Below are 26,889 nucleotides of genomic sequence, written 5' to 3'. Positions count from 1 at the left end.
CCGCGTTCTAACACTCGACGAACTGAAGCCTTCTTTGCGATCCTCAACGATGAGGAAGCGGGCATCACGGATGGAACGCGCTTGGCGCTGAAAGTCCGTATTGCTGACAGCCCAGCGCCGGGGCGAAGTCGCGAGCATGATGCGTTCCGAGCTTCACGGCCTACACGGGGAAAAGCCCCACTGGATCATTCCCGCTGTACGGACGAAGAACAAGAAGGCGGAGCACACAGTCCCGCTCTTCCCGACTGCCGTCAAGTTGATCGAGGCGGCCTTGGAGATCGGCAAGCCAGAGAAGGGAGAGGACCAAGGCAACAGACCCGTCGTTGCCAGTCGCTTCGAAAGCGTTGGGGTGCTTGCGAGCCACTGTATGAGCCAGGCTGTGCGGCGCTTGTTGGAAGACAATGAGCTGGTAGCCTTTACGCCCCATGACCTCAGGCGTACAGCCGCGACCATCGTTCATGCGTCTATGCGCGATGGCATATGTTCGAAGAGAAGCGAGAAGCGATTCCAGCGGATTGAAAAGCATTTAATCACAATCACCGGTTAGCAAACTTCTGCGACACTTCAGCTCCCCTCTCGTCTGTATCGAGCCAGTGCTGTCCGCTCCTCTGCGCTAATGCCCATGAATGTTACGCCGTTGTACCCGCCGTTTGAAAGGGCAGATCGCACGTCATCCGTCGAAGCGCCGATATCGTAAGCGATGTTAGCGAACATATATTGCTGGGTGTCGCTCTCATTGTTCGCGATCTGGGTATTAAGGTGATTGGCGGCGCGATGCGCAACCGCGTTATAAACCCGCTTTTTTTGCGCTGCAACTTTCGGTTCACGCCACTGTAGTATCTGAGTTTTGGTTTGACGGGGAACCGAATCATGATCAGGCACCAAACACGCCAGCGCCCACGAGACGCCCTCTAGAAGAGCGCGTATGCGTGCAGCGATCTTGCCTGCCTCCTTCGGCCCAGGTTGAGTTTCACGCTATCGAGTATGCCCAACACTGCCTGAGCCTCCTCGGCATCAAACGTCGCGACTTGGCGATCTGCCGGGCTCAAAGACTGATCGGCGGCCCGGGCCTGATTGGCTGCAAGCAACTCAAGCGCTTGCGACCGCAGGGCTGTGATCTGCCGAAGATTTCGAGTGTTGATTGTCACCGCCCATTCGGACCCACAGTAGATAGCTGCACGTGACTCGGCGCTTTGACGTGGACCGAGGAAGCGCTGTCCCTACCACTCACCGCTAACTTCACCATGGTCAGCCCAAGCAGCGGAAGAAGCTAACCGGGATGCATATTCGGCGAACGCCCCTATCACAACTACCAGGATTGGTCGTAGCCAGCGCTTGGCGATCAGTTGTGATCTTAGGCAGTATGGCCGCGCCACTAGCGGCGAACCGGCTGCGTCGACAAGAGAATGCACAAGCGCATCGCGCTCTCATCCTGATTGTCGCGCTATAGGAGTTCGTCTCGATACGCTCAACGAAGCCGTCAACAGTTCCGAACTGAAGCTGACAGGCAACGATTTCCACAAGCTGGCCGGAAAGTCCGTGCGCTACACGATTCACATCAATGGCCCGTGGTGCATCACATTCGAGTTTGAAGGAGGCGATGCATTCAAGGTTGACTTTGAACAGTACCACTGAACGCAGAATACCGAATAAGCCATGAGGGCTCCGACATGCTGGAGAGCATCAATGGCAGAGCAGAAGGCTAAGCGCGATCCTAACCGCTGCCCGTCTCATCCGGGCGCCGTCCTTGATGAAATTCTACAGTACATCAGGAAGTCTAAGACCGAGATTGCAGAAGCGCTGGGATTCCAGGCAGCATCTGCACGACATCCTCGCGGAGAAGAAGCCGGTCAGTCCGAACGTGGCCGCCCGGATTGGAAAGCCGGTCGGCAACGGCCCGGCCATCTAGCTTCGTTTGCAGGCAGCCCCCGATGCGTGGCACGCCGACGCGAAGTTGATGTCAGCGAGATCAAGATGCTGGAACCGGCTTAGGGCGACGAGTCCGGGTGCGGGGTCGCCCAAACGGTGTCGCAAGCGATGGTAGCCAGCCCGTCCTCGAAGACAGGGGCTGGCCACCTTTACGCCCGAGAGGTTCAAATTCCCCAAGGTGCTACCATTGTATGGTGGAGAAGAACTGGAGAGCACCTACCAGTACCGGTGGGGTGCCGCGCCCCGCGTGCATGTCATATTGAAGCGCTCGGCCCGCAACTGTTCGAGCTGGCTCCGCTCATAGGAGTAACCGCCGTGCCTAGGACCGATGTGGGGGCGGCAATCCAAGCACCACGGACTACGCCCGTAGGCCAAGCCATACCCCGGCAGAAGACACCTACGGGCCACAGCGAACTGAAGAGCAGCTGGCCGCTCGGCGATTCCGGGTTGAAGTTATCTGCTCAAAAATGGACGCGGTGGCGGAGTGCCCTCTTTCGACCTTAGCCGAATTCGAGGCGCTCAGACGCGAGATGGGAAAAGATTTTCCCCCAACGCCACCCGCTTTACTCAACCATGTAGTGGACGCATTTTTACGTTGTGGGTCCTACCCGCGCGGCCGGATGACCGACCCTTAATCGTGGACGGAGCCAAATGATGCTTGGCACGTTCTCGCTGCACAAGATCGACCACGCTATACGCGACCTAGAACAAAAAGTCGCCCACGGCGCGGAAATCAGCCGCGAGGAGCTTGCGAGCGGACTGCGGATTACGAAGCATCTTCGAGATGAACTCGAAGTGGCGCTCAAGGTGATCGATGGCCTAAAGGATCATACCGGTCCCGGGTCGACAGGCCGCACAAGGTGGTAGCCGCGACCTAAACAGCGGGAACGTTAGCGGCCACGTGGCTCGGCGCCCGCTTGGAGAAAAAGCGCTCTCCCTACCACGCGCCAGCCTCAAACAGCGGAAGAAGCTGACGGTGGGATACATTCATCGCAAAAAGCCGTGGCACAACTACCAGAACCGGGGTTGCAGCCTCGCGGGGCTCGGGGATCAGCCTCAGATCGCAGGCAGTGCGGGTGAGACTCGGCGCCGTTCGGTTGCGCCGGAGCGGACGCTGTCCCTGCCCCGCCCGCACTGCCGATAGTTAGCGGTCACGTGACTCGGCGCTCAAGTAACCCCCACGCATACACAGGGGAAGCGCTGTCCCTGCCACGCGCCGCTAACCCCCACACGGCCAGCCTCAAAGCAGCGGAAGAAGCTGACCGGGAGGTCATCGCTCGCAGAACGAGCGTAACTTACAGAACCGGGAATGGCCCGTGATTTAGAAGCAGTGGGCGCGACACGGTGCCGACCGACCAGGGGGGCTGAGTTGAAGCACCTGCCGCATCCGCACTGCTGGTGAGTTTAGCGGAAGGTGACACTCCACCCCACTGCTCTGGAAACCCCAGCAATGTCCGTGCCACCCCCGCTAAACCCAACAACCAATTATTGGGACTAGCTTACTGAAAGCTGACGAGACTGCGCGCCCATTCACAAAACGAAAAGCGGCCCACGGGGCCGCTTGCCGTGGAGACAATAAAGACGTTCAGGCCGCAGACGAAAGGCGTTCGGCTCGCTTACGATCAGCGGCAGCCGCACCACGACGACGGCCCGGATCGGCAGTTCTGTGCGTCAAGTTCAGCAAAATCGATTATGGGATCCGGCCGAGCCATCCCCTCGGAGCCGCCGTCGCTCGCTTGCGCAAAAGCGTAGCCCTGGCGAGCGACGGCGGCGGAGAGGGGGGCGTGCACCCCCTTGGTGGGCCTGAGCATCGTCAGGCCGCCGGCGTAGCGCCTCCTTGTGCTCCTTCGGCAGATCCATGTTTAGATGGCGATGGTCCTCGAGCCAGGCCTCATGGCGCTCGACGGTCAGCGCCCGTACCAGCCTTAAACAGCTCTCGGCATTGGGGAGGATTCGCACGACATAGGTTCGCCGCCTGATCTCCTCGTTGAGGCGATCGAGCAAATTGGTGAGATGTCTCGGTGCCAACGTTCCCGCTGCGGTGTTCTACATCGTGGAGTATGGTGCGACCATCGGGACAGCGGCACCGGGAGCACGAAGTGCGGGCAGGCCGATGTTATTCCAGAGCCGAGAGCTCGAGTTAGTAGCTGGCGGCCGCCTCCGTGATGGGCTCGAGTATCCCGAGGTCACGCGGGTCGAACTCGATCGAGCGGCGCCCCCTCCACCGGCGTATCGGCGCGGCCCGCGCCCATCTGCGCCATGTGCATCGCGATTCTCCGCGCGCGCTCACCTGCTGCGGACCTCACCATCGAGATCGAGCTCGGAGGGGGATGGCATCCGCTGCGAGACTCATGCCCAGGGCACGGCCGTCGAGAGGTGTCCGGGGCTGGAGAACATCTGCATTCTGCAGCGCGTCGTCGGTCATAAGGTCACCTGCAGGCGGTACGATCGCGCGAACGATGTTCTTGTCGATATCGCCCCTCCAGCCTGGAGGTCGGGAGTAATGAGATGGGGAAGTAATGACATGGATTGGCGCCGCGACCTCATGCTGTGGCACCCGCGTCTGTTCCTCACGACGGCCGAGGAGCCTAGTCGCTCGTTCGGCTACCCGCACTGCGAGCGAGGGTGGCAGGATATCCTGGTCCGGCTCTGTCGCAGGATCGAAGTCGCGCTCCGCGACGGCGAGACCTTCGAATTCGTCCGCATCAAGCAGAAGATGGGCATCCTGCTCGTCGACTGGGACACCGAAGCCTCGAAGTCCACCGAGTCCGCGATCGGCCATCCAGTTGACCTGGCCGTCGCCCGCTCCGCCTGCACCTGCGAGATTTGCGGCGCGGAAGGCCGGCTGCATGCCAACAAAGGGTGGCTCGAAACCCGCTGCGCAGAGCACGCGGCCGGCGATCCAGTGCCGCCCCACTTGGGGCAGGGCTTCGACAACGTCCGCCGGCTGCGCCGCCGGCGAGGCCAGGCCAGCGTTTACTACGCGCTTACGACCGCGACGCCGACACTTTGACCGAGGTGCCGCCGCCCTCGCCGCAGCAGGAGCGCTAAGATGGCCAGATTTCGCTGTAGCGCCTAGGACCAGCAAGGCGAGTTCACCTAGCCGCGCCGGCGAATGCGCCGTCCGGCATCTCAATGGCTATCGCGGCATCCTCCAAGTGGATGGCTACGCCGCCTATAACAAGCTCGCGCGATCCGATCGCGGCGATGATGGCATCACGTTGGCCGGCTGCTGGTCACACAGCCGGCGCAAGTTCTATGAGCTGCATGTTGCAGGGAGCTCGGAAGTGGCAACGGCGACGCTCGAGCGGATGGCGAAGCTCTGGCAGGTCGAGAAGACCGTGCGCGGTCAAAGCCCCGACGCCCGCGTTGCCGCGCGCCAGCAAGCCTCCGCGGCTGTCGTCGCAGATCTCTTCGATCTCTGGCAGCAGACCTTGCGGCGGATCTCCGGCAAATCAAACTGGCCGAGGCGATCCGCTATGCTGTCTCGCGCCGTGCCATCTTCGAACGCTTCCTGCTCGACGGCCGCATCGAGCTCGACTCCAACATCGTCGAGCGCGCCATCAGACCGCAGACAATTACAAGAAAGAATAGCCTGTTCGCGGGCAGCGACGGCGGCGGACGAACCTGGGCGACCATCGCAACACTGCTGCAGACTGCGGATTTCACGGATCGTGAGCATCGATTTCGCGCGATCGTGAGCACTGAATTCAGACGATCGTGAGCAGCCCGCTACGGCCGATGGGAGATAGAGTCAGTGTTCTGGTTGGCCGTCAAGGGTGATGGTTTTGGCGCTGCGTTTTCGCATGCTTTCTCCGGTGAGCTGGAGGCGGTGGGCGTTGTGGACGAGGCGATCGAGAATGGCGTCGGCGACCGTGGGGTCCCCAATGGCTCCATGCCAGGTGTCCACGGGGAGCTGACTTGTGACGATGGTGGATGCGCGGCCATGTCGGTCCTCGAGGATTTCGAGCAGATCGCGGCGTTCCGCGGCGGTGAGCACCGATAGTCCCCAATCATCCAAAATCAGAAGCTGAGCGCGGCCGAGGCTTTTGAGGAGCCGGGCGTAGCGTCCGTCTCCGCGCGCGAGCGCGAGCGCCTCGAACAGCCTTGGAACGCGATGATAGAGGACTGATCGGTTGTCGCGGCAGGCCTTGTGGCCGAGCGCGCAGGCTAACCAACTTTTGCCCAGGCCGGTTGCCCCGGTGACGAGCAAATTCTCGTGGCGATCGATCCAGCGACCTTCGACGAGTTTGGCGAAAACGGCGCGGTCGATGCCCCGCGGGGTGCGCAGATCGACGTCCTCGACGCAAGCAGTCTGGCGCAGTGCGGCGATCTTGAGGCGCGTGGTGAGCCGCCTGGTGTCGCGTTCGGCGGCTTCGCGGTCGACCAACAGGCCGATGCGATCTTCGAACGGCAGGGCTTCGAGATCGGGCGATCGGCGCTGCTCCTCGAAGGCCTTGGCCATTCCGGTCAGTCGGCGCCGTAGCTTTTGACGAGCGCCAGAATGCCAAGGCAGGTTCGAAAGCCTTGTTCTGGATGGGGCCGGGCGTCGATCACGGCCTGGAAAAACGCTGCTGTCGAAGGACCGATCCGCTCGCCGGCGGCGATCACCGCGGCGGGGGTCCATTTGCCGTAGCGGCGATGGGCGCTGGGCATGTGGTCGGCGATGGTGGTGTGTCCGCGTCGGTTGGGCGCGCGGGCATGGCTGGCGATCCGCTGGCCCTTGTGGAAGATCTCGACCGTCCGATCGTCGATACGGGCATCGACCAGCTCGCCAATCAGACGATACGGCGCGGAGTACCAATGGCCGTCGACCTCGACATGATAATCGGGAGCGAGGCGGCAGCGCTTCCAGCGTGCGAAGGCATAAGGCTGATCTGGCAGCGGGGTTAGCTTGGGTTTGTCGAGTTCGGCAAACAGTTCGGCGCGGCTTGAGCCGAAGCCACGCATTTGACGAGCATTGAGTTCGTCGACGAGTGTCTTGATGGCGGCGTTGAGCTCGGCCCGGGAAAAGAAGCGCTGATTGCGCAGCCGGGCCAGAATCCAGCGCTGGGCGATTTGCACCGCGACCTCGACCTTCGCCTTGTCTTTTGGGCGCCGCGGCCGTGCGGCGAGAATGGCCGTGCCGTAATGGCTCGCCATCTCGGCATAAGTGCGATTGAGGCCGGGATCGTAGCGGTCGGGGTTGCTGACGGCGGCTTTGAGGTTGTCGCAGACCACGAACGTCGGCGTTCCGCTCAAAAACGTGAACAAGTTGACGTGGGCCCGGATCCAGTCGGCCAAGCTCTCGCTGGGGCAGGCCTCGGCGTAGGTGTAGTTCGAAGCGCCCATCGCCGCGACGAACAGCTTCATCGGCTGCACTTCCCCGGTCAGGGGATCGACGATGTCGATGGTGTCGCCGGCGAAATCCACGAACACCTTCTCGCCGCCCAGATGAATCTGCCGCATCGAAGGTCGGACCCGCCCCTTCCAGGCCTCGTAGGTAGTGCAGAACCACGTGTACCCGAAACCGTCGGGATTAACGGCGCGATACTCCTCCCAGAGCAGGCGACGGGTTACGTTGCGCCGGCGGAGCTCTTTATCGATGTAGCTCCAGTCGGGCACCGGCCGCTGCGGGCTCTGAGACGCTGGTCGTGGGGCCGGGAAAAGCAAAAGCTCCAGGTCTTCATCGGTCATTCCCTCCGGAAGCGGCCAGCTCAACCCAGCAGAGCGGGCGCGGCTCAGGTAGCTGTGCACAACGCCGTTGCTGACGCCCACGCTCCGCGCGATGGCCCGCTCTGGCAGGCCTTGAAAATGTTTTAACCGAAGGACTTCCTTGATCCGGCGCATCGACAATCTCTGGGTAGGCATTGGACTTCCTCGTTAACCACGAGGTCATCCCTAAGCCGGTTGAGTTGTCGGCCGAAGCGCTGCAAGGCTCCGAAAGCCTTGCTCACGATCCTGCGAAATCGTTGCTCACGATCCCCTGAAATCCGCGCTCACGATCCCGCGAAACGCGCATGAAACTGACGAGAACCGCTTTGCTGGGCGATTTCCCGCCTGTTGCGTTGCGTAGCTTCGGCATTCACAACGAATTCGCCATTGGAAAGCATTGCGGGAATGCTGTCCGAGACGCTTGTCCCAGCGCCGGAGACGAAGCCGCCGGTGCTAAAGCTAGGTATCGACATAGAGCTGATCGCGGCGACCTTGGCCATACCGGCAGCGAGCACGCCCGCAGCCAACGCATCATTGAATGGCGGCACGGCCGATGCCAACGCCTTCGTGAAGGCGGTGTAAGTGTTGATCCTTGCCTCGACAATGCCGAACGCTTTAGCCGCCGTCGCCATAGCCATGCTGTGCTTGCCGAATTCCTGCGAGAGTTGTGCAAATTCGCCCGCCATGGAGGCGCCGGCGGTGTTCCACGTCGATTGGGCGTTCTCCGCTAGCCTTTGTTGCGCATCCAGGAATTGCTGCGCACTGATCGTATTGGCGTTGAATTGCGCTTGGATCTTAGGCTCCTGTAGGTAACTCTCAGAGGGAGTCAAGTTCGCTTGGATCGTCTGGAGCCCGGCCAGCGTCATGGCGTATTCCGAAGTCTTCTGCTTCAGCAGGTCGAGCTGCACCTGCTGCGCGGCGGTGATCGCGGTGTTGTTCGCCCGCGCGATCGACTCCGTTTGCAATTGCAGCTTCATCGCCTCCATTGCGCCGGGAAGCAGTCCATAGGTTGCCACCTCGGCCTTCATTCCCTCCGGCGACTTGCTTTGCGATGCAATGAACTGATCGACCACGTTTTTTCCGCCCATCACCGAAAAGTTGAAATCCTTCTGAGTCTTCGATGCCTTGTCCGTCGATGCAGCCGCGGCTTCCTGGGGACCGCGCTCACCGCAGTATCGACCGCGATGAAGGCGCTCGTCACCAGTGGGGTGATTGTTTCACGGCCGCCTTCGAGAAGGTGAAGGGCGGCATCGCTGGGATTGAGGAGACGGCAAGGCGCCGTGTTCAAAGTCGCTCGCCAAATACATCTCAACCGTCTCCGGTTGCGAGCCCTTCCACAAATTGTCGACGATTCTTGCGTCATTGATGCCGCTCGAGCCCGCACCGAGCCCGGCAGTGGATGTGCCCGAAGCGCTGAAAGCCAGCTCGCTCGAGCTGTGGTATCAGCAGAAACTTCATCTCCGGACATTGGTTCCGAGCGGCGCCGAGGCGCTGATCCGGATGCGCCATCCCGCATGGGGCGTCGTGCCGCCTGCCTACTTCATCCCCGACGAAAGCGATCCGCATTTTCATGCGCTGTCCGAGTTCGTGATCGCGCGCGCGATCGAGGACTGGCGCTATCTGCTCGGGCAGATCGGACCGGTCGATCTCTCGATCAACCTGCCGATCTCGTTTCTGGCCGACGATGCTGCGGTGCGCGAGCTTTGCTACCGGATTCCGGATCATGCGGCGTTCGCCGGCCTGCTGATCGAGATCGACAGCGCCGAGGTGATCGACAATCTCGACCTGGCGATCGATGTCGCCCGGCGCGTTCGCCTGCACAATATCGGCATCTCGATCGACAATGTCGGCGCGAAGTGGCCATCCTTGCTGGGATTGCCGAACTTTCCGTTCGTCCAGCTGAAGGTCGACCATCAATACGTCACCGGTTGCGCGGATCAGCGCCTCAAGCAGACGGTGTGCCGGCGTATCGTCGAGCTCGCACACGACTCCGGCGCGCAGGTTATTGCGCAGGGGGGCGAGACGCGCGCGGACTTTCTTGCCGCACATGAGATGGATTTCGATCAGGTCCAGGGTTACCTGTTCGGCAAGCCGATGGGCGTCAAGAAGTTCGCCCGCTCGCGCACGCACTTCTCGGAGAAAGAGCCGATCGTCCTGACGCATGGCGCCTAGTCAGGCGCGAGTGTCGCCATCGATCGCGCGCAGCGCTTCGCCGCGGGCGATCAGGCGCTTTGTGTGAATCGGCGGATGGAATGACCCTGCCCAGATTAATGATGTCAACGGCTTAACGTGCCGATCGGCGCCGGGCCCCGCGCCAACTCACATGCTGACGGCGGTCGTCTTCCCCTCGGCTTTGCTATGCACTTCAAACTCGAGAGATCGATTCGTTCAGGATAATGTCCTGAATAACGAGATAAGCCGTACGGCAGTTGCCGCACGGCTCTTCCGGAGTTCGTCATTCACTGCGCGGATCCGGTAGCGACGCGCTGAGCCGCCGTCTTGGCAGACTTATTGGACGCGCTCGTCGGCGACCTTCTTCTCAGAAGAGAGCTCGGTCGTAATTCTGCGCATTGCCACGGCCTGGGCCTGAACTTTTTGGCTAACACGCTCGAACTCAGCCATCTGGTTCTGGAAACCGGCATCCTGGGTCTGCTGGGTAGCAGGAGCGGCGCCGTTACCGCCAACACTATTAACCGCCATGTCTATTCACCTTTCTTTATGATAGTCGTTAGTTGTGGCCTGCTACGTCGGGCGGGCCGACGATACGAGGGGCAGGAATAGAAAGAAAGACGGTGCTCGCCCCCCAGACTTCTCAGGCTCAGTTCGGCGCTCTTGCCGAGACCAACGGTCTTGGGCTGTACGTTGTCCGTTTTGCCGGCGTTCTTGTTTTCGGCGGCCATCGCTTTCTCCTATGCTCGTCTTGTTACGTCTCAATAGACGTGCTCGCCTAGAGTTCAGCAGCCTCACGCTAGGCGCGCTACCTTTCGAGAAGCTGACGAGTCTCGGTCGGGGTGATTAGGTCGATCCTTTGCAGCAGCCCATCACCTGCCGGCAGCTGCAACCTCACCTAGGGTCTGTACCTAAATAGCGCCACGTGATTCTCTTGCCTACGTGTTGATTCGGGGGCGAGAGAATGCGCGCTGGTTTGTTTTGGCTGAACGACAGGCAATGGGCGCGTATCGAACCGCATCTGCCGAGGGGACTGACGGGGCCGGATCGGGACGACGACCGACGCATCGTCAGCGGCATCATTCACATGCTGCAATCGGGTGCACGATGGCGTGATTGTCCACGTGAATACGGCCCTTACACGACGATCTACAATCGCTTCAATCGCTGGGCCAAGCGAGGACGATGGTGCGCAATCTTCGAAGCGCTGGCCAAGCCTGGCGAAGACGGCGTCGTACTGTCGCTCGACTCGACCTCGATTAAAGCTCACCGGTGTGCCTCCGGCGGAAAAGGGGGGAGCACAATCAAGCAATCGGCCGCTCGCGCGGAGGCCGCACGACAAAAATCCATGCGCTGAGCGATCCGCTCTGCCGGCCGGTCGTCCTGCATCTGACTCCAGGCCAGGATGCCGATATCGCTGCGGCTCCCGATGTCCTGGCGCTCGCGCCACCCATGAGCGTGCTCCTCGCCGACAAAGGGTATGATGGCGACAAGCTTCGCGGCGAAATCATTCGTCGTGGCGCCAAGCCCGTAATCCCCAATAAATCTAACCGTGTCGTCATCCATCGCTTCAACAAACGCGCCTACAAAGGACGAAATGTCATCGAACGCTGCTTTGGCAGGCTCAAGGACTTCCGGCGCATCGCCACGCGATATGACAAGCTCGCCCGTAATTTTTTGGCCGCTGTTCATCTCGCCGCTCTCGTCGCATATTGGCTCAATTGAGTCTGGACCCTAGCACTACTTTGGCAGAATGTGTTTTGGCCGCTGTTTTTCAAGGATTTGCTTTCGGCAATATGGGCATTGCTGAGGCGGCGGCCGAAGGATGAGATCGACGATGGCATGGCGTACGGCGGGCATGGTTGGTTGAGGCGGAGGCCCGTTGATTCTTTTTTTCCGCCCCGCGTATGCGAGGCGACGATGTTGCAGGAAGGCGTAGGCAATCATTGTCATAAGGGCGTGGCGATGAAGACCTTGCCATGATCGCCCTTCGAAGTGATCAAGTCCAAGCTCCTCCTTCAACTGTTGATGCGCCTGCTCACAAATCCACCGTGCCTTGATGGTGGCGGCCAGCGTGCGCAGATCCGTCGTCGCCGGAAGATTGGCGAGATAGTATTTGCTCTCCCCGGAGGCACGTTGCTCGCCAATGAGCCAGACTTCGTCGCCTGGGAGATGCTGCTGACCTTTATCCCATATCCGCTGCGGAGGGCCGTCGGCGGTGCGGACACGGAGGGCAGCAAATCGGGCTTTGAGCCGACCTTTCGTCCCGCTACGCCAACTCACGGTTTTCCATTTGGCGCTGGCCAGCATTTGTTCTGCCGCAATCGATAAGATATCGGGCACGTGGTGCTTTCGTGGTTTGCCACGGACTTTGGTGATCGGCCAAATGAGCTTCACATCGACGGGATACACTTTCTGGTGCCGAGGGATACCGACCGCCCAGGCCAGCCCGCGCTCTGTTAGCCCTTGTCGAAACGGTGCGCTGAGGCCGTATCCTGCATCCGCCAGCACACATCCAAAGCGCATGTTGGCTGCCATCGCGCGGTCAATCTCGGCCAAAGCGATCTCCGGCTTGGACCGTGGCGTTCGGTGTTCGATTGGCACGCGAGCGCGCTTCAAACGGGGCATGTCGCTTGTCCAGCTGTCAGGCAGAAAGAGACGTAACGCGACCATCACTGGCACTTCGCCGCGCGCAAGCGTTAAAGACACCAGCGTTTGGCAATTTGCAGTTTTACCGAGAGCCGATGCGTATTGCGCCGCAACACCGACCGATCGCTCACCCTTCTTCGGCAGTGAGGTGTCATCAATAACCAGCACCGCATCCCTGCCGCCGACGAGTCGGTCCGCCTGGTTGAGCAGCTCTGTCTCCAGCGGCGTCGCGTCCCAGACACCGTCGGCAATGAAATGGTGCAACTGGTCGTAGTTGCTCGTGACAAGGCGTTCCGCCATCGGCTGAACGCTCTTGCGATCGCCAGGACCGATCAATCCCGCAACATACAGAGGACACATCCGCTGCCGGGTCTTATGACCCAGCCGGTCCAAGAACGGCATCAGCCAGCGTTCGAGTTCGTCTTCCCATCCCGGCATGGTCAGCCCTCCAAGAGCCGACCACCCATGAATCATTGAAAAATTGATTCGGGAATCCTATAAAACGCGGCAAAATCAACAATCTGCCAAAGTAGTGCTAGTGAGGCTAGCAGCGAAATTCTGACCTACGTGCGCGGTCAGGCGCGCACTTGGATCGATCGGCCAACAGGTTGGCTGTGGCGTTTGTCGATCAGCGCTGAGTCATCCAATCTGAAGTCTTTGGAGACTCATGGCGTGGGGCGGTAGCCTGGTTAGGGCCGCGCGCTGATGCTGTAGAGGCTGTTGGTGTGATCGCCGGTATCCCCACAGATCGCGTCCGGAATCTTCGGATCGCCGCTGGCGGCAATAGCGGCGTGGCCGGAGCGGTTGGAATGCTGCTTCCCAGATCCGCTGGAGTGACTGGCGGAATTGCGGCGACCGCGTCACTTATCGACAGAATGATATGCCTCTCGGTCCCGATGATTGTTGCATCAAGAGCAAGCGGCGTGAATCTCGCATGCAACAGGACCGATCGGCGCAGCCGACATCGGACAGTCGATCGATGTTAACGAAGCGACGTATCACATGTGATCGGCGGGCGTCGATAGTTGCCTGAGATGGTCCGTCGTGACGGCCGGCCGCCGCGAGCAACCATGCGATCCGCACCCCTCGGATGCTACGAGGGTTGCGATGCTCAGTCGGTGGTTCATTGTCGTCAGCTTTTCGACAGGTGCTGCAGGTAGAGTCCCTGCGAGTTCGATGGGCGCGATATGCTCGCGCCGAGCCGCTGCGAAGGTGATGAGAGAGGGGGCTCATCGAGGCTGCCGGGGCTGGTGGCGAGAGGCATTCATTCGCTCACCATCGGGCCAAGGGTGCGGCCTGAAATGCTTCCTGTTGATGTGCGCATAACGCTCGCAGTTTTACCGCTTTCTTCGATGCAATCAGGAGTGAACTAAATGGCGTATCTTCCCGTGGCCGGTCTCCCCGTGGTCGGCGCACTCGATTCGACGGTGAATGGGGTGGGGTCAGAGGGGGTGGTTGCCAGCCCAGCTTTCAGCACACTGTTGGGACAGTATGTCACGCCGGGTGCCTACCAGTACCTGCCGGCAGGCGCTGCCGTCGTTGTCGCTCCGGTGGTCGTTCCTGCAGGTGGCGTCACAACCGCTGTCGTGGCTCCGGCGGTCGTCACTCCAGTCGTGGCTGCTCCCGTGTACATGATGGCTCCGCCTCCTCCTTTCATGCTGTTGAGCCAGCAAAGTTCGGGTTCGGAGCCTTCCGTCGATCCGGTATGGACGCATGAGGTCAAGGATGGCAAGGCCACGATCAACCTCGGCGACAAATATACGATCACAGCCAATGAGAAGGATGGCACCTGGACCGTCCGCAACAACCAGACCGGCCATGTCACGAAGATCCATGGCGATCCCCATGTTGACGCTAACGGGGACGGCAAGGATGACTTCGACTTCAAGAAAGATATGACCTTCCAGCTCGACGATGGGACCAAGATTACCGTCAATAATGTCGACTACGGTAATGGTGAGACCATCTCCTCAAGGCTGACCATTACGAACGGCCACAACGCGATGGTTGTGGAGGGGCTCGGCGACGACAAGGATGGCAAAAACAATCTGAGGGTGACTCAGTCCAACGCTGGCATGACTCTTGATGAGCTGACACCCGATGGTGCCCAGACGATCCATGAGAGCGGCCAAGGCTGGGTCGATGGCGCCGGCGGCGTGGTGAATCAGGCGAGTATCGATGCCGGCGAACAGGGTCGCGCGCCGGGCAACTACCAGTCTGCAAGCGCAACGCCTGCCAGTGCAACACCCGTGTTCTTCGTTCCTCCTCCACCGCCGCCTCTTGCGATGGTTCCGTTTGCCGTCGCTCAGACGCCAGCGCCGTCATCTCAGCCAGCGCCAGTGTGGTCGCACGAGGTCAAGGACGGCAAGGCGACGATCAACCTTGGTGATAAGTATACGATCACAGCCGATGAGAAGGACGGCACCTGGACCGTTAGGAACAACCAGACCGGCCATGTCTCGAGGATCCACGGCGATCCTCACGTCGATGCTAATGGCGACGGCAAGGACGATTTCGACTTCAAGAAAGGTATGACCTTCCAGCTCGACGACGGCACGAAGATTACGGTGGACACGGTCGATTATGGCAAGGGAAAAACCATCTCCTCGAAGCTCACCATCACCAACGGCGACAATGCCATGGTTGTGGAGGGACTCGGCGACGACAAGGATGGGAAAAACAATCTGAAGGTCACGCAGTCTAATGCTGGGCGAACGCTTGATCAGCTGACGTCCGATGGAGCTCAGACAATCCATGAGACAAATCAGGGGTGGGTTGACAACTCCGGACGCAAGGTGACGCAGTCGGTGATCAACCACAATGAGAACCCGGATGCGCCGCCGGATTTCAAGACGATGATGCGCGAGGCCATGTTCCGGCGCATTTTCGGTCGCGATGCACAGCCGGCATGAGGCCTGATCCCGGGGATGTCGGAAACTCGTGGAAGCGGGCGCTAGCGCCCGCCTTTCATTTTCGCCAAACGGCCGCGAGAAGGGCAGCTTGGCGATCTATCGATTTAGGATCGACGGTAACAGCCAGATTGTCTTGGCAATCGCAGCCTTGGCGCCGACAAACGGGCGGAGGGCCTCCAGACCCGGCTACCCGGCTAGAATTGCTGCGGCGCGTTGCCGGCGATGGAGGCGCTGCACGGGAACGGTGCTCTCAGGTCTGTCTGCACGTCAACGTCCTGCAGATGCAGGCGTCGCAGCGAAAATCCCGGCCAAGATCGTAGATTGGATTGGGGACGGCCTCGGCGGCGCGATCTACCCTCGGCTCAAAAGCATAAGCCACTGTTTCGCGTTGAGCCCTGCCTGTCTTTAGCCTACCAAGCCGGGCGTGAACCCTTGCGCTCCCAGAACATCCATCATCCTCTCACGAAGCCGGAGGCGCCATGGCTTTGAGCATCACCATTTCCGTCAAAGTCTGCTGTTGGGGACGCCAAAGGGACGTCGCAGCAGCCCGCTGCCAAAAAGATCCAGGTGCATTCGGATTCGCGGAGCAGTTCGCAGCGGACCTGAAAGATCATAGAATGCGCATCTAACTGCTGGCGTGTGCCAAGTCTCACTTGGCACGTCTTCGATTCAATCACCAGGCGGCCGTATCGCTATCTGGCGCCGACCATCGGCTCATCCATCATCAAGCTCGCTCATGGCCTCATCCATATCCGACTGCGAATCGCTTATGACTTGCGTCGCGACGGAAACGAGAGCCTTTTCGAATGCTCGGCGCAGTAGCGCTGCACGCGTGTCATCGCCGCCGTTCTCGGCGGTGTCGGAGGGGGCGCCAACCTGCGACGCTGTTGCATTGATATCGGCTGCGTCTGCGTTCATGTCGTAACACCCGGATAGCGGCGTCGCCTAGATGACCTATCCTCTTCATGCTAGCAGGAGCAGCTTGCGAAAAGCTGACTAAGATCGAGCTTCCTTGGCGGCTTCATCCATGATCGAGAAGGATCATGAGCACGCGCCAGCGGAAGTGATGACATTCAAAGCGGCGCGCGATGCTGCTGTCGAGCTGGCTGCACGCAAGCGGGCCAATCTCGTCAAGGTGCTGCCTTAAAGCATTGCGGACTCAGGGCTTTACCTCCGACGGTTCAATCACGAAGTAGCATGTACCGGGGCGAAGGCCGCATACGTTATCGCAGGTGCACGAGCCGCCATCACATTCGTCTCCTTTTCCGCCAGTTAGCAATTCGTGGAACAGAAACGCGCCCTCTGCAAATTCCTTTGCGTTGCCTTGGCGAACTCCTCGGATACCGTTTTTCGATTGAGCGATTGCTTTCGTATACAGATGAAGTTTCGGGCAGTTCGCAGCAATGCCGAACGCCGCGCCCTGCAGAAATGCAACGCTTCGGCCATCGGCGTGCGCTGATGATGAGCACGGCCGTTGTTGGCGATTTGAACAACATCAGACCTCTTGTCCCCATAACACCATACCGATTGCGGCGCTAAAGCATCGCTACCCTGCTGTTGGCTGATCTTCCTTATCCGCGCCGCGCATCACGATCTTCAGCGCATCATCCGGCAACGGCCGCTGCAATGCCTTTGCTTCATCCCGCGGCGCGCGCATCCATACGTCGCGCTCCTCATCGGTCGTCAGGAAGCCATAAACGAGGTGAGGGCCGGGGGCCGGCTTGGACTTGGTGCCCCGGTCGCCCTTGAACCCGGTCCAGATGCCCGCGATCAGATGGGCATGGCGGCTACCGGCCGGTTGTACACGCCGCTCGCGGGAGAGATCGACAGGCGCGCAGCCAGCCAAGGAGCAAGGTTGTGTTCCAGCCAGCCATGGCAATCGCTGATGAGCGATCCTCATCAGTGGTCGCGTTGTCGACCGTGGTGAGGCATCCGGGCGAAACTTTGCGCCGCAATGCTGCTCGAAGAACAGGGAGTCGTCCAGAAACCTGACGGCGTTTGCCCCTGAGGTTGGTGAGCGTGATTTTGGTTTGATGAGCGCTCATCCATGCGAATAAGTTGCTGAGAAACACGATGCCAGCAGGTCGGACAAAGCCGAGATTGCCGAAATCGTTGATGACCTCCGGCGGCCAGCCGTTGACGGCGTGCGCCGCAAGATCGGCCGCAACCTTCGACAGGGACAGTCCATTGAATGGTACCGTCAAATTAACGAATTGGAGCGGCGGAGGGGTAGACGACCGGCAGACCGCCCGGGACCCTCTTTATCGCCGCCATCGCACCGGAAGTGATCAGTTATCCCGTTTGGTTATATTTCCGGCTTCCCTTAAGCTTGCGGATGGTCGAGGAAATGCTGGCGGCGCGTGGCATTGGCGTGACCTATGAAACCGTGCGCCAGTGGGGACGGAAATTCGGCAAGCCGTTCTCCGATCGGATCCGCCAGCGCACTCCCCCTCGCGGTGACAAATGGCATCTGGACGAAGTCGTTATCTCGATCGCGGGCGAACAACATTGGCTCTGGCGCGCTGTCGACCAGAATGGCTTCGTTCCTGACGTCTTGATCCAGCGCCGAAGAAACTCGCGCGTTGCGCAGCGGCTCATGAAGAAGCTCTTGAAATCCGCCGGCACGCCGCCGCGCGTTATGATCACGGATAAGCTGCGTTCGTACGGCGCTGCGAGGGCGAAGATGGGCTTACACGTCGAACATCGCCAGCACAAAGCTCTCAACAATCGGGCCGAGAATTCTCATCAGCCGACGCGGCGACGCGAGCGGATCATGACGCGCTTCAAATCGTCCCGTCAGGCTCAACGGTTTCTGTCCGTTCACGATCAGGTCGCGAACCTTTTCCACATCCCCTATCCCGGCGCCGCCACCGCCGACTTCCGTCGTGCTTCGCGCGAGCGAGCCTTTGCGACTTGGCGCGAGATCTCCATGACAAGCGCTATCGCCGACTCTCGACCTCTGAGAATCGCCTCCTTCGGCTCGGCGGTCGATTAAGTTGACGATGCCCCCTGATGAGCCAGAGCCTCCCTTCTCGAAAAGCCTGATCAGTCTCAAATTGTCTGACGACGGACAATCGTTGCCACTGTCTCAGCCAGGCTGCTGTCATCCGAAAGACGGCAAATCCGGGCGCGGGTCCACCCTTCTTCCCGAGCTCGTCAGCTTCTCGAAAGCCAACCTTCCTAGCATTCAAGCCCGGTCTCTAGATGCCGATGCCGCCCATGCTGAACTAGGGGGCCCGCTAGTGGATCTGCAGGAGATTTTGTTATCAGAAAGGAGAGCTTTATGGATTCCAATCGGATAAGCGGTGCCGGCGCGCAAGGGTCTCCAACGGGTTACGTCCGGACACAGGAGGATCATGATCTATTTAGGCAGGCCGCGAATGAAGCCCGGTCATTATCATCTGCCGGGCCTGTGTCGGCACAGACGCCGATTTGGCGTTCGAGCGCTCCATACGGAAGCTTTTCACGCGATGGCTACTCTTGGAACAACGACGTATGGGGCCCGCACCCTGGGCCTCAGACGATTTCGGTGAGTGCAGCCAACCGGTGGAGCGTGTGGTCGAACCAGCCCAATACTCCTGGCATCAAGAGCTATCCGCACGTGGCTTTCAATATCGGGAAACCGCTCAGCTCAATCAACACTCTGAGCTCGAGCTTCAATCAGGAAGTTCCCACTGGCGGCGCCTGGGATGTCGCCTACGATATCTGGGACAGCTCAGACCGACATGAGATAATGCTCTGGACAAACTACACCGGAAACTCGGACGGGAGCGGCAACGTTAAGCCCATTTCATATCATTATGCCCCTTCCGGTGCGGCGATTCCGGTCTACAGCAATGTCAATGTAGGCGGGGCGACTTGGAACGTGTTTGAAGGCGAAGGCTCCGATGGTCACAAGGTCATCTCATTGCTGCGCACTTCGAAGACCAACAGCGGGACAGTGGACATCAAGAGTATCCTGCAGTGGATCAAGTCGAAGGGGTACTTTGGCGACATAAACGTCGGTAGCGTCCAATACGGCGTCGAGATTACCTCGTCCCCGGGGGGAAAGAACTTCAATTTCAACAACTGGTCCGTGACTTCGAAGTGAAGTCCGCGCGGGCGGTAAGGTGAGCTGCGCTATGCCAATGAGCCACGCTGACTGACGGCCTTGGCTTGCCGCTCACATCCCGACCGCCACGATCCCGGCCTCAACCGAACCTATGCCGAGATGGCAAGCCATTACGGCACGGCCATCTCGCAGCCCGGCCGCGGCGCCCAAAAGATAAGGCAAAGGTCGAAGTTGCGGTGCAAGTCGCGCAGCGATGGATTTTGGCGCGGCTGCGCAACCAACGCTTCTTTTCGTTGGCGTGACCTGCCACTGAGCATTTCCTCCAGAAGGATTCAGAGTCCGCCCCGAAGAAGGACGGACAGATGAAGCGAGCAAGGTTCACGGAAGAGCAGATTATCGCAGTGTCGAAGGCGCATGAGGCCGGGGCGAAGACGGCCGACCTAGCTCGCAAGCACGGGGTCTCCGAAGCGACGATCTACAATTGGAAGGCCAGCTCGCAATGGTTGGCACGCAAGATCGCCGCGATGGGGCATACCGTCCGCATTATTCCGGCTCAATTCGTCAAGCCTTATGTAAAGTCCAACAAAAGTGACATCATCGATGCCGCAGCGATCGCGGAAGCAGTGACGCGACCAACAATGCGCTTCGTCGAAATACGGTCGCCCGAACACATTGACCTGCAAGCGCTGCATCGTGTTCGCGATAGGATGATTTCGCAACGGACGTGCCTCATAAATCAGATGCGCGCTTTTTGCCTTGAATATGGGATCGCTACTCGACTCGGGAAGCGTCCGAGGGAGGGTGTTTCCTCCCTTCGGCCATCACCTTATCCGTTGACCGTCGGCTACTTTTCTGACTCAATCAAGCCGTTTATGGACCGGTCTTAACAACCTCGGGGGCTGCATGGATTCGATCCTTCGCGTTCTGATGCCCTTCTTCGGGCCGAAGAACTATTCTGAGATGCTCTAGAAGAACGCTTTGGCGGATTTCTGGCTGACCTTAGCCTGCTCGTTCCTGGTGAGGTACGATCCTTGGATTAACGGTCTTTTCTTGCGAGTTGAGCATCTGCCCGGCGTCAAGGAATTCGCCACGGCTATTAAAGCTCCTGAGGTGAACGTGGGCGGCTTCGCGCTTGCTTTGCTGGTGCTCATCTTCAGCAGGGTCACCCGATTCCATGATCGGATTTCGGACATATTTAAGATCAGGGCGAGGTTCGACCGCGCTAACATCCTTCTCCCTCTGGCTGTCATGTCGGGTGCGCAGATGTCGGCCCGTCAGGTGGCAAATCTCAAACGCGACCGCCATCCCCTCGTGAGAGCGACGTTCTACAAATACGCGTCCAGCCGAAGCGAACATCCGCTCGTCGACAAGCACGACATCGAAAGCGCATTGGAGGCTTGGCACATATTGGGTTGCCTTGGAGTGGCTCTTCATACTCACAGGCTTCGCGGTCTTATCCGCCTTCGCCAGGGCAGCTTGGTTTCTGATCATTTTTTGGACCGCCTCGATGGCCGCGCTTCTATTTATGCATCTTCGGTATGGATTGCTGGAACGAAGGGCGGATCCCCAGATCCAACAGATAGCCGGGAATGCCGAGGCAAGTGCAGGCAACCGCCAAGCATTCACAGAGGCGGCCATCTGATGTGGTACAAGATCGGGAAGGATATCATCGTCCGGAGCGAAAACGCAGCCAAGCCGGAAACACAGAGTTGGGCCTATCTTAAGAAGCTGATCTCGCGTCTCGAGCCAATTCATTCCAGCTTCGACTTTGGCTGCGGCAAACTGCGTTACGAACGGGCAATAGCCAAAACCACCGGCGAACTTGCGTTGGTGGATTCGGAAGTGCAGCTTTCAAGGGGTCAAATGATCCGCGGTCGTTCGACCACCATCCGCGATTACGTCGGCAAATCAAATCACGTCCACGCCCTCACCGTGGGTCAGTTTGCCTCCCATGACCGGAGATACGACCGCGGCTTCTGCATAAACGTTCTTTCTGTGATCCCATCGGCAAGCGTGAGACTTGGCATCGTTCAACTGATGAGAGCTAAGCTAAAGCCAAACGGCACTTGCTTGTTTGTGACGCTCTATCGCAATTCTGATTTTACAAGGATGCAGAATCTCCCGAATTGTCAACCATACGGCAACGGCTTCCTCATGGACTCGCTTAGGGGCCATTCCTTCTACGGCCTCATCCCGCCGGACGATCTCGCCGGATTGGTTAAGCGTGCAGGCTTCTCGGTCGAGTCGATCGTGCTGGATGAAGGCTCCGCATACCTGTGGGCCCGAACTCCGGACGGGCGACCTGGACCGATCAATTTCGAAATCCGTGACTGCGGAGAACTTTCAGATTCGATCTCAGCCAAGCGTGAGCAACCGCAGCTCGGCAAGGTAGACCAGGCCGGCAGAGACGGCGCTTGGATCCTGAGCAGCAGCCGCGGGGGCTCAAGTCACATCGACGACCTGTCCCGCTTAGGTTCGTCTGCTTCCGATAGTCGGCGATCTGCTGTCTGTAGTGGCCGATGCTCGGCGCATCCGGAGCCACGTCGCTCTTCCAATCGACGACCGCGTCGATGGCGCCGGCCTCGTCGAACGCGATCGCGTCAACCTGTCCGGAGAGCAGGACCTTGCCGCCTTCGTGAGTCTGGCTTCCGAACAACGGGAGCTCGGGGGCGAGACGCGGTCGCGGCGTCACGACGTCCGGAAGAGCGAGCGTCCGCAGCACCGTGGCGGTCAGTTCGACGGCGCTGATGCCCATCTTCGGATCCTCCGCCGGTTCGTGCCCCATCTGCCGGATCAGTTCCGCAGCCCGCGTTTCAAGTCCGCCCTGGCGTCGCAGGCTTCTCCGGTCAGCACCTCCTCGATTAGCTTGTGAAGGATGGTGCCACGCGTCGAACTTCTGAGAACGGCAGCAGGCTCCGCAGCGCCGGTTTCCGGAATTTCCCCGCTTTCGATCTTCGCTTCTGGCTCGTCCACCTGATCAAGTTCGCTCCGGCTCGGGCGACGCCAGATCACGGTCTTGCGCACATCGAAGATAGCGGTCGCCTCGGCGGCGAAGGTCTCGCGGGTCTGCCCGTTCTCTAGCGGCGTGACGTTCCTTTCCTTCGCGGTGCCGACGTCGTTCGGGTTGATCGCCGGGAGACCAGCCAGGCCCAAATCGACGAGCTTTGCCCAGCACTTGTCCGACAGGTCGGCGGAGTGCCTAGGCAGGATCAGCAGGTCGCGCGCCCGGGTCGCGGCCACGTACCAGAGGCGTACGCGCTCGCGCCGCTGCTGCTGCCGCGGTGACGGTGTTGCCCCACGGATTGGCCGAGGAGACAATCACGGATTGAGCAGTTGCGGAGGCTGTGCGGACGCCGATCCCGCTGCGGCGATCGAGGCCAGCACGATTCCTAGCGTCAATGCTGACCCGGACAGCCAGCGCTGTTTGAGCAGGATTGAAGTTGACGCCGAAACTCGCGCCGGCACGGCTACTACGTTTGAAATGAAAACGGTGATGACCACGGGCGAAACAAAAAGCCGTCACGCACATTCGCCGTGAGCGGCAGCCGTTCGCCCCGAATGCGGCAGATCTCGATCGGCTTTGCAACGTCTTGGAGCACCCCGCCCCTGCGTCAGTCCATGACCACGACCGGCAGCAAGGTTTCCTGGCTCGCGGGTTGACGCCTCCGACCACCTTCCCAGGTTCGAACGAACGAACCCAATGGCCCAACTGTCGTCGGCTCGCCGCTTACAGTTGCGGGGGCAGCTTCGGCCTTGTCCGTGAGGACGCACCGTATTCCCTTGATACGCCTTTCGGCGCTACCGATAACCAGACTGAAGGCCCCTCATAACCGAGTCAAGCAAGGGGCGTGAATCGAGTGCTGAGTGACACAACATGTGACAGTTTAGCCCGTCCTATTCGTGAGAGTGCGTTTTTCTAGTCCGATTGATGTGGCCGCACATCTGCTCTGACGAGGCGCACAGGATTGCCTTCGGCTTTTCACCGCCTGACGACCCGTACTTTGCAACGCGCTTGAGGGATAAGTTGGGCGAACGGGGGGCGGACGCCCCGCCGGTCAAGGACTGAGCGGCAGCAGCGCGCCGGGCAAGCCGCGGATCAGGTCGGCTTCGGGACATGCCGCGGCGAACGCAAGGCGAATGCGGCTCGTGGTCTCGACCACACGGGCAGCGAGTTTCAAGAGACTCCGCCTCGACGGCATTTGCGATGTTCGTTTCGATCTTCTCTAGCAAGATCGACCTGATCTGAGGATCGAGGGGCGACTCCGACGTCGAAAGCCCAGCCAAATGTCCCAGCTCTTTGATGCGGCCGTGATGGCCGGCTCGGGTGCCGTTTACATGTCTCAACCGTTCGCACAGTGTATCGAAGCCGGCTTGTCCGCCTATGATCGCCCTGCCTGTCGTGCTGAGCATGTCCGGTGTTAGCCCTGCGAGGTACTTCACGCTGACCCTGAACCGCGCGTCGCGATCTGCAAGGCAGAACGCCATTGCGACGATGGCGTCGAACAGCGCGGAATTCGAGAGGTCATGGTACTCCGCGGGGAGAAGCTTGCGCGCAGCCTGCTTACGGCTAGGGTCAGGGTGAACGAGACCAACCACGAAGTCGAAGGCTTCTTCGTCGGGAATCTCGACGAGAGATTGCTCGAAATCGCGCAAGTCGACGGTCGGAAGGAGCAGATGCGCCAACAGCTTCAGGCCGAACGGCAGCAATTGCTCCAGCAACTTGCTGGATCGGCGGGAGATGTCCGGCGCGCGGAGGATGAGGCACGGCTGTTCGAAGCCATGTTCGCGCAATTCCAGGCCATCCGCGACTCTGGCCTGACCTGCTTTGGATGCGGCGAGGAATTGGCTGCTTTCGATCGCAAGCTGGCGGAAATCGGCAAAAATATCGAAGACGCCAAGCGGAATCGCGATCCCAAGCTCGTTGCCGATCTGGAGCGCCTAGCCGCGGAGGTCAAGACGGCAAACCGGCTCAAGACCGAGACACAGGATGCGTCGACCCGGGCACACAGCGCGAAAGACAGGGCCGAGGGCGCGTATGAAGACTACATGAAGAACAATCGTGAAGTCCTGGCGGTGGCACGTCGCGCCCGCGCGCGCCAGCTGCTGGACGGATTCCCGCAATCGAGGGAGATGAGCGACTACCGGTCGAAGGTGGCCGAAATGGCGGCTCAGTCCTTGTCGGACCGCATCGCTGGGCTGACGGCGGACCGTGAAAACCGTTCTACCAACCGGCGCTCCACCCTGATGAGGGAAATGACGGGCGCCGTGAACAAGCACGGGCAGGACTTCTATCTCGTGCCGCCGTTCACCGCCGAGGAGGCGACGCCGTCGGCCGTCGAGCAGTGGGCGGTCGCCGAAAAGGACCGATTGGATGGGCATGAATTGGTCCAGTACGCGGAGCAGTGTCGGAACGCTGAGACGGAGATGACCTCGGCATTCCGGGACGACCTTCTCCATCGGCTCGACGATGCCTTCACCGGCATCAAGTCCACCCTGAACGAGCTCAACCGCCACCTGAAGGACCGCCAGTTCCACGGGCGCGACTACTACTCGTTCAAGGCGCTCGAGGCCCCGACCCACGTCGACATGATCGAGCTCGTCGAGGAATCAAGAAAGCCTGAATTCAATCTGCCGCTTTTCGGGGATCGTAGCGAGGATGCGAGTTCTCCGATGATGCGCGCCGTGCGTCAGATCGAGGAGATCCTGTCGAAGCCGGACGCGCGGACCGAGGAAATCGAGGATCCGCGCAAGTATTTCAACTTCGAGCTCTACATCCAGGATGCCGATGGTAAGATCCGCTCGTCGTTGACGAGCCGCGCCGGCACGGGATCCGGCGGCGAGGGCCAGTTGCCGTTCTATATCGCCATCGGCGCCTCATTGGCCGCGACGTACCAGAACCGGCGCACCGGCGAGAGCGGACTGTCGCTCGCCATCTTCGACGAGGCCTTCAATCGCTTGGATACCAAGGCAATTGGCCAGTGCTCTGAATTCATGCGGGACTTGGGTCTCCAGGTCATGCTGGCCACGCCGGACGAGAAGCGGCACGTGTTCATGGAGGTCGTCGAAACGGTCGTCAACGTGAACCGCTTGGGCAACCAGGTCATGATCGACACCGAATACCCGACGGAGATGGCTCGCCAGGCGATTGCTGACGCGGATCCGTATCGCAAGGGCTTTGACGTCTTCAAAGCCGAGTTGATTGCTGCCGAGAAGGCCGGCGCCGTCCCGCAGGACCAGGCCGCGGAATGACCGACGTTCGTACGACGGATGCGGGGGTCCAATTCCTCGAGCGCCTGCTAGAGCGGAGCGAACGCAATCCGGATCGCACCCGGCCGGCGTCCGCGGCTCCGGAGTACGACAGACTTTCGACCGCGCAGCAGATGGGCCGCTTTCATGACCAGATGGCGGCGGCGGAACGGTTCGGCGCGGTCGAGGTGCAGCGGGGCAAGAGAGACCGGGGACATCTGATTGAGAGGGTCCGCGTTCGAGACCCGGAATTGCTCGCCAGACATCTCGGACGTCCGACGGCGCCGGCGATCGCGCAGCGCGTCAGGGAGGAATTGCTCCAGGTCGCGGCGACCGGAGAGCCATGGGTTGCCACCCTGTTGGACGAGATGACGGCCAGGTGGGCCCGCAGCGAGGCAGCCTATCGCCTGACGGCCGGCCAAGCCGATGCTTCGAAGGAGTTCTTCACACTGCTGGCGTCCATCTCGCGGCAGGAGGCTCAAGGACTGGACGCGCGAACCTTCTCTCAAAAGGCGACAAACGACACGAAGGCCTTCGATCGGCACGCTTCGCGACTTGCGGCCGTTCTCGGCGTCCGGATCGGGCAGCCAGGCGCGGCTGCCGACGTGGTCTGGGCGCACATCGGACTGGAGCGCTTCAGTCACCCTGTAAATCTGAGAGGTCCTGTTGTCGTGAAAGGGGCCGGCGAGCGCCTGGTCGATGGCCGCGCGAGGCCCTTCGCCTCAATCCATCCGGAGATGATCTCGCAACTGTCGGTTTTGGAGCGGCCGAAAGCGGTGCTGACGATCGAGAACTACGCAAGCTTCAATCGGCAGGTCCGCGAGATCGAGGACGGCAGCCTGGTCGTGTACACCGGCGGGTTTCCGTCGGCGGGGGTCGTCGAGCTTCTGTCGAAGGTCCTGACGAGCGTGCCGGACGACGTGCCGTTCCTTCACTGGGGTGACGTGGATGCCGGCGGAGTGCGAATTTTCCGGTACCTCGAGGAGAGCCTTCCACGCGGCCCCCGTCCGCACCTGATGAGTGAGGAGTTGGCGAAGCAATCAGGTCATCCGGCCGATGCGGATCCGAGTTTGGCCTCCATCGCAAAGTCAGACAGCGAGATCCGCGCCTTGGCGGAGTGGTTGGCATTCGGGTCAGATGTGCGCCACATGGAGCAAGAGGCGTTGGATCCGGCACCAACTTCTGAGTTCGGTCGCGAAGGTTAGCCGTGTTGGGGAAACTCCTTGTCGGCGGTACTTT

At 60.2% G+C, this 26,889-nt stretch carries 18 protein-coding genes, 10 pseudogenes and 1 riboswitch; of the genes and pseudogenes, 16 read left to right on the top strand and 12 right to left on the bottom strand.

The annotated features are described in order from the left end of the window. The first annotated feature begins 100 nt into the window (after positions 1–100). On the top strand, positions 101–547 hold the full coding sequence (locus tag BJ6T_RS39155; protein WP_018647864.1) for a tyrosine-type recombinase/integrase: 447 nt from the start codon (positions 101–103) through the stop codon (positions 545–547). Between the two features lie 17 nt (positions 548–564). On the opposite strand, the gene BJ6T_RS44805 is transcribed toward BJ6T_RS39155, so the two are convergent. Beyond that, positions 565–882, bottom strand: a complete 318-nt coding sequence (locus tag BJ6T_RS44805) for a hypothetical protein (RefSeq protein WP_011084451.1) — start codon at positions 880–882, stop codon at positions 565–567. Positions 883–1,335: 453 nt separating this feature from the next. Here BJ6T_RS44805 and BJ6T_RS48935 point away from each other — a divergent pair, with 453 nt between their 5' ends. The 3 genes and pseudogenes from BJ6T_RS48935 to BJ6T_RS39140 all read left to right on the top strand — a co-directional run bounded on the left by BJ6T_RS48935 (position 1,336) and on the right by BJ6T_RS39140 (position 2,796). After that, positions 1,336–1,635: a type II toxin-antitoxin system RelE/ParE family toxin gene (locus tag BJ6T_RS48935; protein ID WP_014498049.1), complete on the top strand. Its 300-nt coding sequence runs from the start codon at positions 1,336–1,338 to the stop codon at positions 1,633–1,635. Positions 1,636–1,686: 51 nt separating this feature from the next. After that, a pseudogene (locus BJ6T_RS39145) lies at positions 1,687–1,992 on the top strand (HigA family addiction module antitoxin). Positions 1,993–2,583: 591 nt separating this feature from the next. Continuing rightward, positions 2,584–2,796: a hypothetical protein gene (locus BJ6T_RS39140; RefSeq protein WP_014498047.1), complete on the top strand. Its 213-nt coding sequence runs from the start codon at positions 2,584–2,586 to the stop codon at positions 2,794–2,796. A gap of 954 nt (positions 2,797–3,750) precedes the next feature. Here BJ6T_RS39140 and BJ6T_RS44795 read toward each other — a convergent pair. Further along, positions 3,751–3,948, bottom strand: a pseudogene (locus BJ6T_RS44795) (transposase); the annotation flags it as partial. A gap of 505 nt (positions 3,949–4,453) precedes the next feature. On the opposite strand from BJ6T_RS44795, the gene BJ6T_RS47805 reads away from it, so the two are divergent. Together BJ6T_RS47805 and tnpC are read left to right on the top strand one after the other, a co-directional pair. Next, complete coding sequence (locus BJ6T_RS47805) at positions 4,454–4,942, top strand: hypothetical protein (protein ID WP_014498044.1); 489 nt, start codon at positions 4,454–4,456, stop codon at positions 4,940–4,942. Between the two features lie 85 nt (positions 4,943–5,027). Next, positions 5,028–5,590, top strand: a pseudogene (tnpC, locus tag BJ6T_RS44785) (IS66 family transposase); the annotation flags it as partial. A 93-nt stretch (positions 5,591–5,683) separates the two neighbouring features. On the opposite strand, the gene istB reads toward tnpC, so the two are convergent. From istB to BJ6T_RS39115, 3 genes and pseudogenes are all read right to left on the bottom strand, one after another. Continuing rightward, a complete protein-coding gene (gene istB / locus BJ6T_RS39125) occupies positions 5,684–6,394 on the bottom strand; it encodes an IS21-like element ISFK1 family helper ATPase IstB (protein WP_014497929.1) in 711 nt (236 codons plus the stop codon). Between the two features lie 8 nt (positions 6,395–6,402). Continuing rightward, positions 6,403–7,779: pseudogene (istA, locus tag BJ6T_RS39120) on the bottom strand (IS21-like element ISFK1 family transposase); the annotation flags it as partial. Between the two features lie 128 nt (positions 7,780–7,907). Next, the gene (locus BJ6T_RS39115; RefSeq protein ID WP_231166594.1) at positions 7,908–8,696 is read right to left on the bottom strand and encodes a hypothetical protein; all 789 of its coding nucleotides are present in this window, start codon (positions 8,694–8,696) and stop codon (positions 7,908–7,910) included. A 322-nt stretch (positions 8,697–9,018) separates the two neighbouring features. Between BJ6T_RS39115 and BJ6T_RS39110 the strand changes: the two genes are divergently transcribed. Beyond that, positions 9,019–9,795: an EAL domain-containing protein gene (locus BJ6T_RS39110; RefSeq protein WP_014498043.1), complete on the top strand. Its 777-nt coding sequence runs from the start codon at positions 9,019–9,021 to the stop codon at positions 9,793–9,795. A 336-nt stretch (positions 9,796–10,131) separates the two neighbouring features. Here the strand turns inward: BJ6T_RS39110 and BJ6T_RS39105 are convergent, their stop codons facing one another. After that, positions 10,132–10,323, bottom strand: coding sequence for a hypothetical protein (locus BJ6T_RS39105; protein WP_014498042.1), 192 nt, complete (start codon positions 10,321–10,323; stop codon positions 10,132–10,134). A 433-nt stretch (positions 10,324–10,756) separates the two neighbouring features. On the opposite strand from BJ6T_RS39105, the gene BJ6T_RS44780 reads away from it, so the two are divergent. Continuing rightward, positions 10,757–11,517 (top strand): IS5 family transposase gene (locus tag BJ6T_RS44780; protein WP_224517492.1). Its coding sequence is split into 2 segments (ribosomal slippage): positions 10,757–11,096 and positions 11,096–11,517, totalling 762 coding nucleotides; the frame shifts between segments, so codons are not numbered across the junction. 49 nt (positions 11,518–11,566) lie between these two features. Here the strand turns inward: BJ6T_RS44780 and BJ6T_RS39095 are convergent. Next, positions 11,567–12,915 (bottom strand): annotated as a pseudogene (locus BJ6T_RS39095) (IS701-like element ISBj6 family transposase). Between the two features lie 899 nt (positions 12,916–13,814). Between BJ6T_RS39095 and BJ6T_RS39090 the strand changes: the two are divergent. After that, a complete protein-coding gene (locus BJ6T_RS39090) occupies positions 13,815–15,353 on the top strand; it encodes a DUF1521 domain-containing protein (protein WP_014498039.1) in 1,539 nt (512 codons plus the stop codon). 714 nt (positions 15,354–16,067) lie between these two features. Here BJ6T_RS39090 and BJ6T_RS39085 read toward each other — a convergent pair. Continuing rightward, a complete protein-coding gene (locus BJ6T_RS39085) occupies positions 16,068–16,271 on the bottom strand; it encodes a hypothetical protein (protein WP_011084467.1) in 204 nt (67 codons plus the stop codon). A gap of 628 nt (positions 16,272–16,899) precedes the next feature. Continuing rightward, positions 16,900–17,142, bottom strand: a pseudogene (locus tag BJ6T_RS39080) (hypothetical protein); the annotation flags it as partial. A gap of 398 nt (positions 17,143–17,540) precedes the next feature. Between BJ6T_RS39080 and BJ6T_RS39075 the strand changes: the two are divergent. The 5 genes and pseudogenes from BJ6T_RS39075 (at position 17,541) to BJ6T_RS49905 (ending at position 21,046) form a co-directional block, all read left to right on the top strand. Continuing rightward, a pseudogene (locus BJ6T_RS39075) lies at positions 17,541–18,348 on the top strand (IS6 family transposase). A gap of 288 nt (positions 18,349–18,636) precedes the next feature. Beyond that, positions 18,637–19,443 (top strand): glycoside hydrolase family 12 protein, encoded by an 807-nt coding sequence (locus BJ6T_RS39070; protein ID WP_011084471.1) that lies wholly within the window; start codon positions 18,637–18,639, stop codon positions 19,441–19,443. 81 nt (positions 19,444–19,524) lie between these two features. Next, positions 19,525–19,703 (top strand): annotated as a pseudogene (locus BJ6T_RS46595) (IS21 family transposase); the annotation flags it as partial. A 63-nt stretch (positions 19,704–19,766) separates the two neighbouring features. Then, positions 19,767–20,189 (top strand): annotated as a pseudogene (locus BJ6T_RS48925) (transposase); the annotation flags it as partial. Positions 20,190–20,421: 232 nt separating this feature from the next. Beyond that, a pseudogene (locus BJ6T_RS49905) lies at positions 20,422–21,046 on the top strand (hypothetical protein). Positions 21,047–21,715: 669 nt separating this feature from the next. On the opposite strand, the gene BJ6T_RS47795 reads toward BJ6T_RS49905, so the two are convergent. The 3 genes from BJ6T_RS47795 to BJ6T_RS48920 all read right to left on the bottom strand — a co-directional run bounded on the left by BJ6T_RS47795 (position 21,716) and on the right by BJ6T_RS48920 (position 23,582). After that, positions 21,716–22,159, bottom strand: coding sequence for a hypothetical protein (locus tag BJ6T_RS47795; RefSeq protein WP_161170738.1), 444 nt, complete (start codon positions 22,157–22,159; stop codon positions 21,716–21,718). A gap of 38 nt (positions 22,160–22,197) precedes the next feature. Beyond that, positions 22,198–22,644: a hypothetical protein gene (locus BJ6T_RS39050; protein ID WP_014498031.1), complete on the bottom strand. Its 447-nt coding sequence runs from the start codon at positions 22,642–22,644 to the stop codon at positions 22,198–22,200. Positions 22,645–23,020: 376 nt separating this feature from the next. After that, positions 23,021–23,222: riboswitch (cobalamin riboswitch) on the bottom strand. A gap of 237 nt (positions 23,223–23,459) precedes the next feature. Further along, positions 23,460–23,582 (bottom strand): transposase, encoded by a 123-nt coding sequence (locus BJ6T_RS48920; protein WP_038937273.1) that lies wholly within the window; start codon positions 23,580–23,582, stop codon positions 23,460–23,462. Between the two features lie 400 nt (positions 23,583–23,982). Between BJ6T_RS48920 and BJ6T_RS39040 the strand changes: the two genes are divergently transcribed. Continuing rightward, entirely contained in the window at positions 23,983–25,653 is a 1,671-nt protein-coding gene (locus BJ6T_RS39040; RefSeq protein ID WP_232208741.1) for an SbcC/MukB-like Walker B domain-containing protein, read from the top strand. Then, complete coding sequence (locus BJ6T_RS39035) at positions 25,650–26,855, top strand: Wadjet anti-phage system protein JetD domain-containing protein (RefSeq protein ID WP_014498028.1); 1,206 nt, start codon at positions 25,650–25,652, stop codon at positions 26,853–26,855. The genes BJ6T_RS39040 and BJ6T_RS39035 overlap by 4 nt, the downstream gene beginning before the upstream one ends. Positions 26,856–26,889 lie beyond the last annotated feature (34 nt).

Source organism: Bradyrhizobium japonicum USDA 6 (assembly GCF_000284375.1).
Lineage (GTDB): Bacteria > Pseudomonadota > Alphaproteobacteria > Rhizobiales > Xanthobacteraceae > Bradyrhizobium > Bradyrhizobium japonicum.
Note: the sequence above shows the minus strand (reverse complement) of the source record. Positions and strands in the feature narration are given on the sequence as shown.

Bases quoted from the DNA above. Each gene is read 5' to 3' on its own strand.
- BJ6T_RS39140 (WP_014498047.1), top strand. From the start codon at position 2,584: ATGCTTGGCACGTTCTCGCTGCACAAGATCGACCACGCTATACGCGAC.
- BJ6T_RS47805 (WP_014498044.1), top strand. From the start codon at position 4,454: ATGGATTGGCGCCGCGACCTCATGCTGTGGCACCCGCGTCTGTTCCTC.
- istB (WP_014497929.1), bottom strand. From the start codon at position 6,394: ATGGCCAAGGCCTTCGAGGAGCAGCGCCGATCGCCCGATCTCGAAGCC.
- BJ6T_RS39105 (WP_014498042.1), bottom strand. From the start codon at position 10,323: ATGGCGGTTAATAGTGTTGGCGGTAACGGCGCCGCTCCTGCTACCCAG.
- BJ6T_RS39090 (WP_014498039.1), top strand. From the start codon at position 13,815: ATGGCGTATCTTCCCGTGGCCGGTCTCCCCGTGGTCGGCGCACTCGAT.
- BJ6T_RS39085 (WP_011084467.1), bottom strand. From the start codon at position 16,271: ATGAACGCAGACGCAGCCGATATCAATGCAACAGCGTCGCAGGTTGGC.
- BJ6T_RS39070 (WP_011084471.1), top strand. From the start codon at position 18,637: ATGGATTCCAATCGGATAAGCGGTGCCGGCGCGCAAGGGTCTCCAACG.
- BJ6T_RS47795 (WP_161170738.1), bottom strand. From the start codon at position 22,159: ATGGGCATCAGCGCCGTCGAACTGACCGCCACGGTGCTGCGGACGCTC.
- BJ6T_RS39035 (WP_014498028.1), top strand. From the start codon at position 25,650: ATGACCGACGTTCGTACGACGGATGCGGGGGTCCAATTCCTCGAGCGC.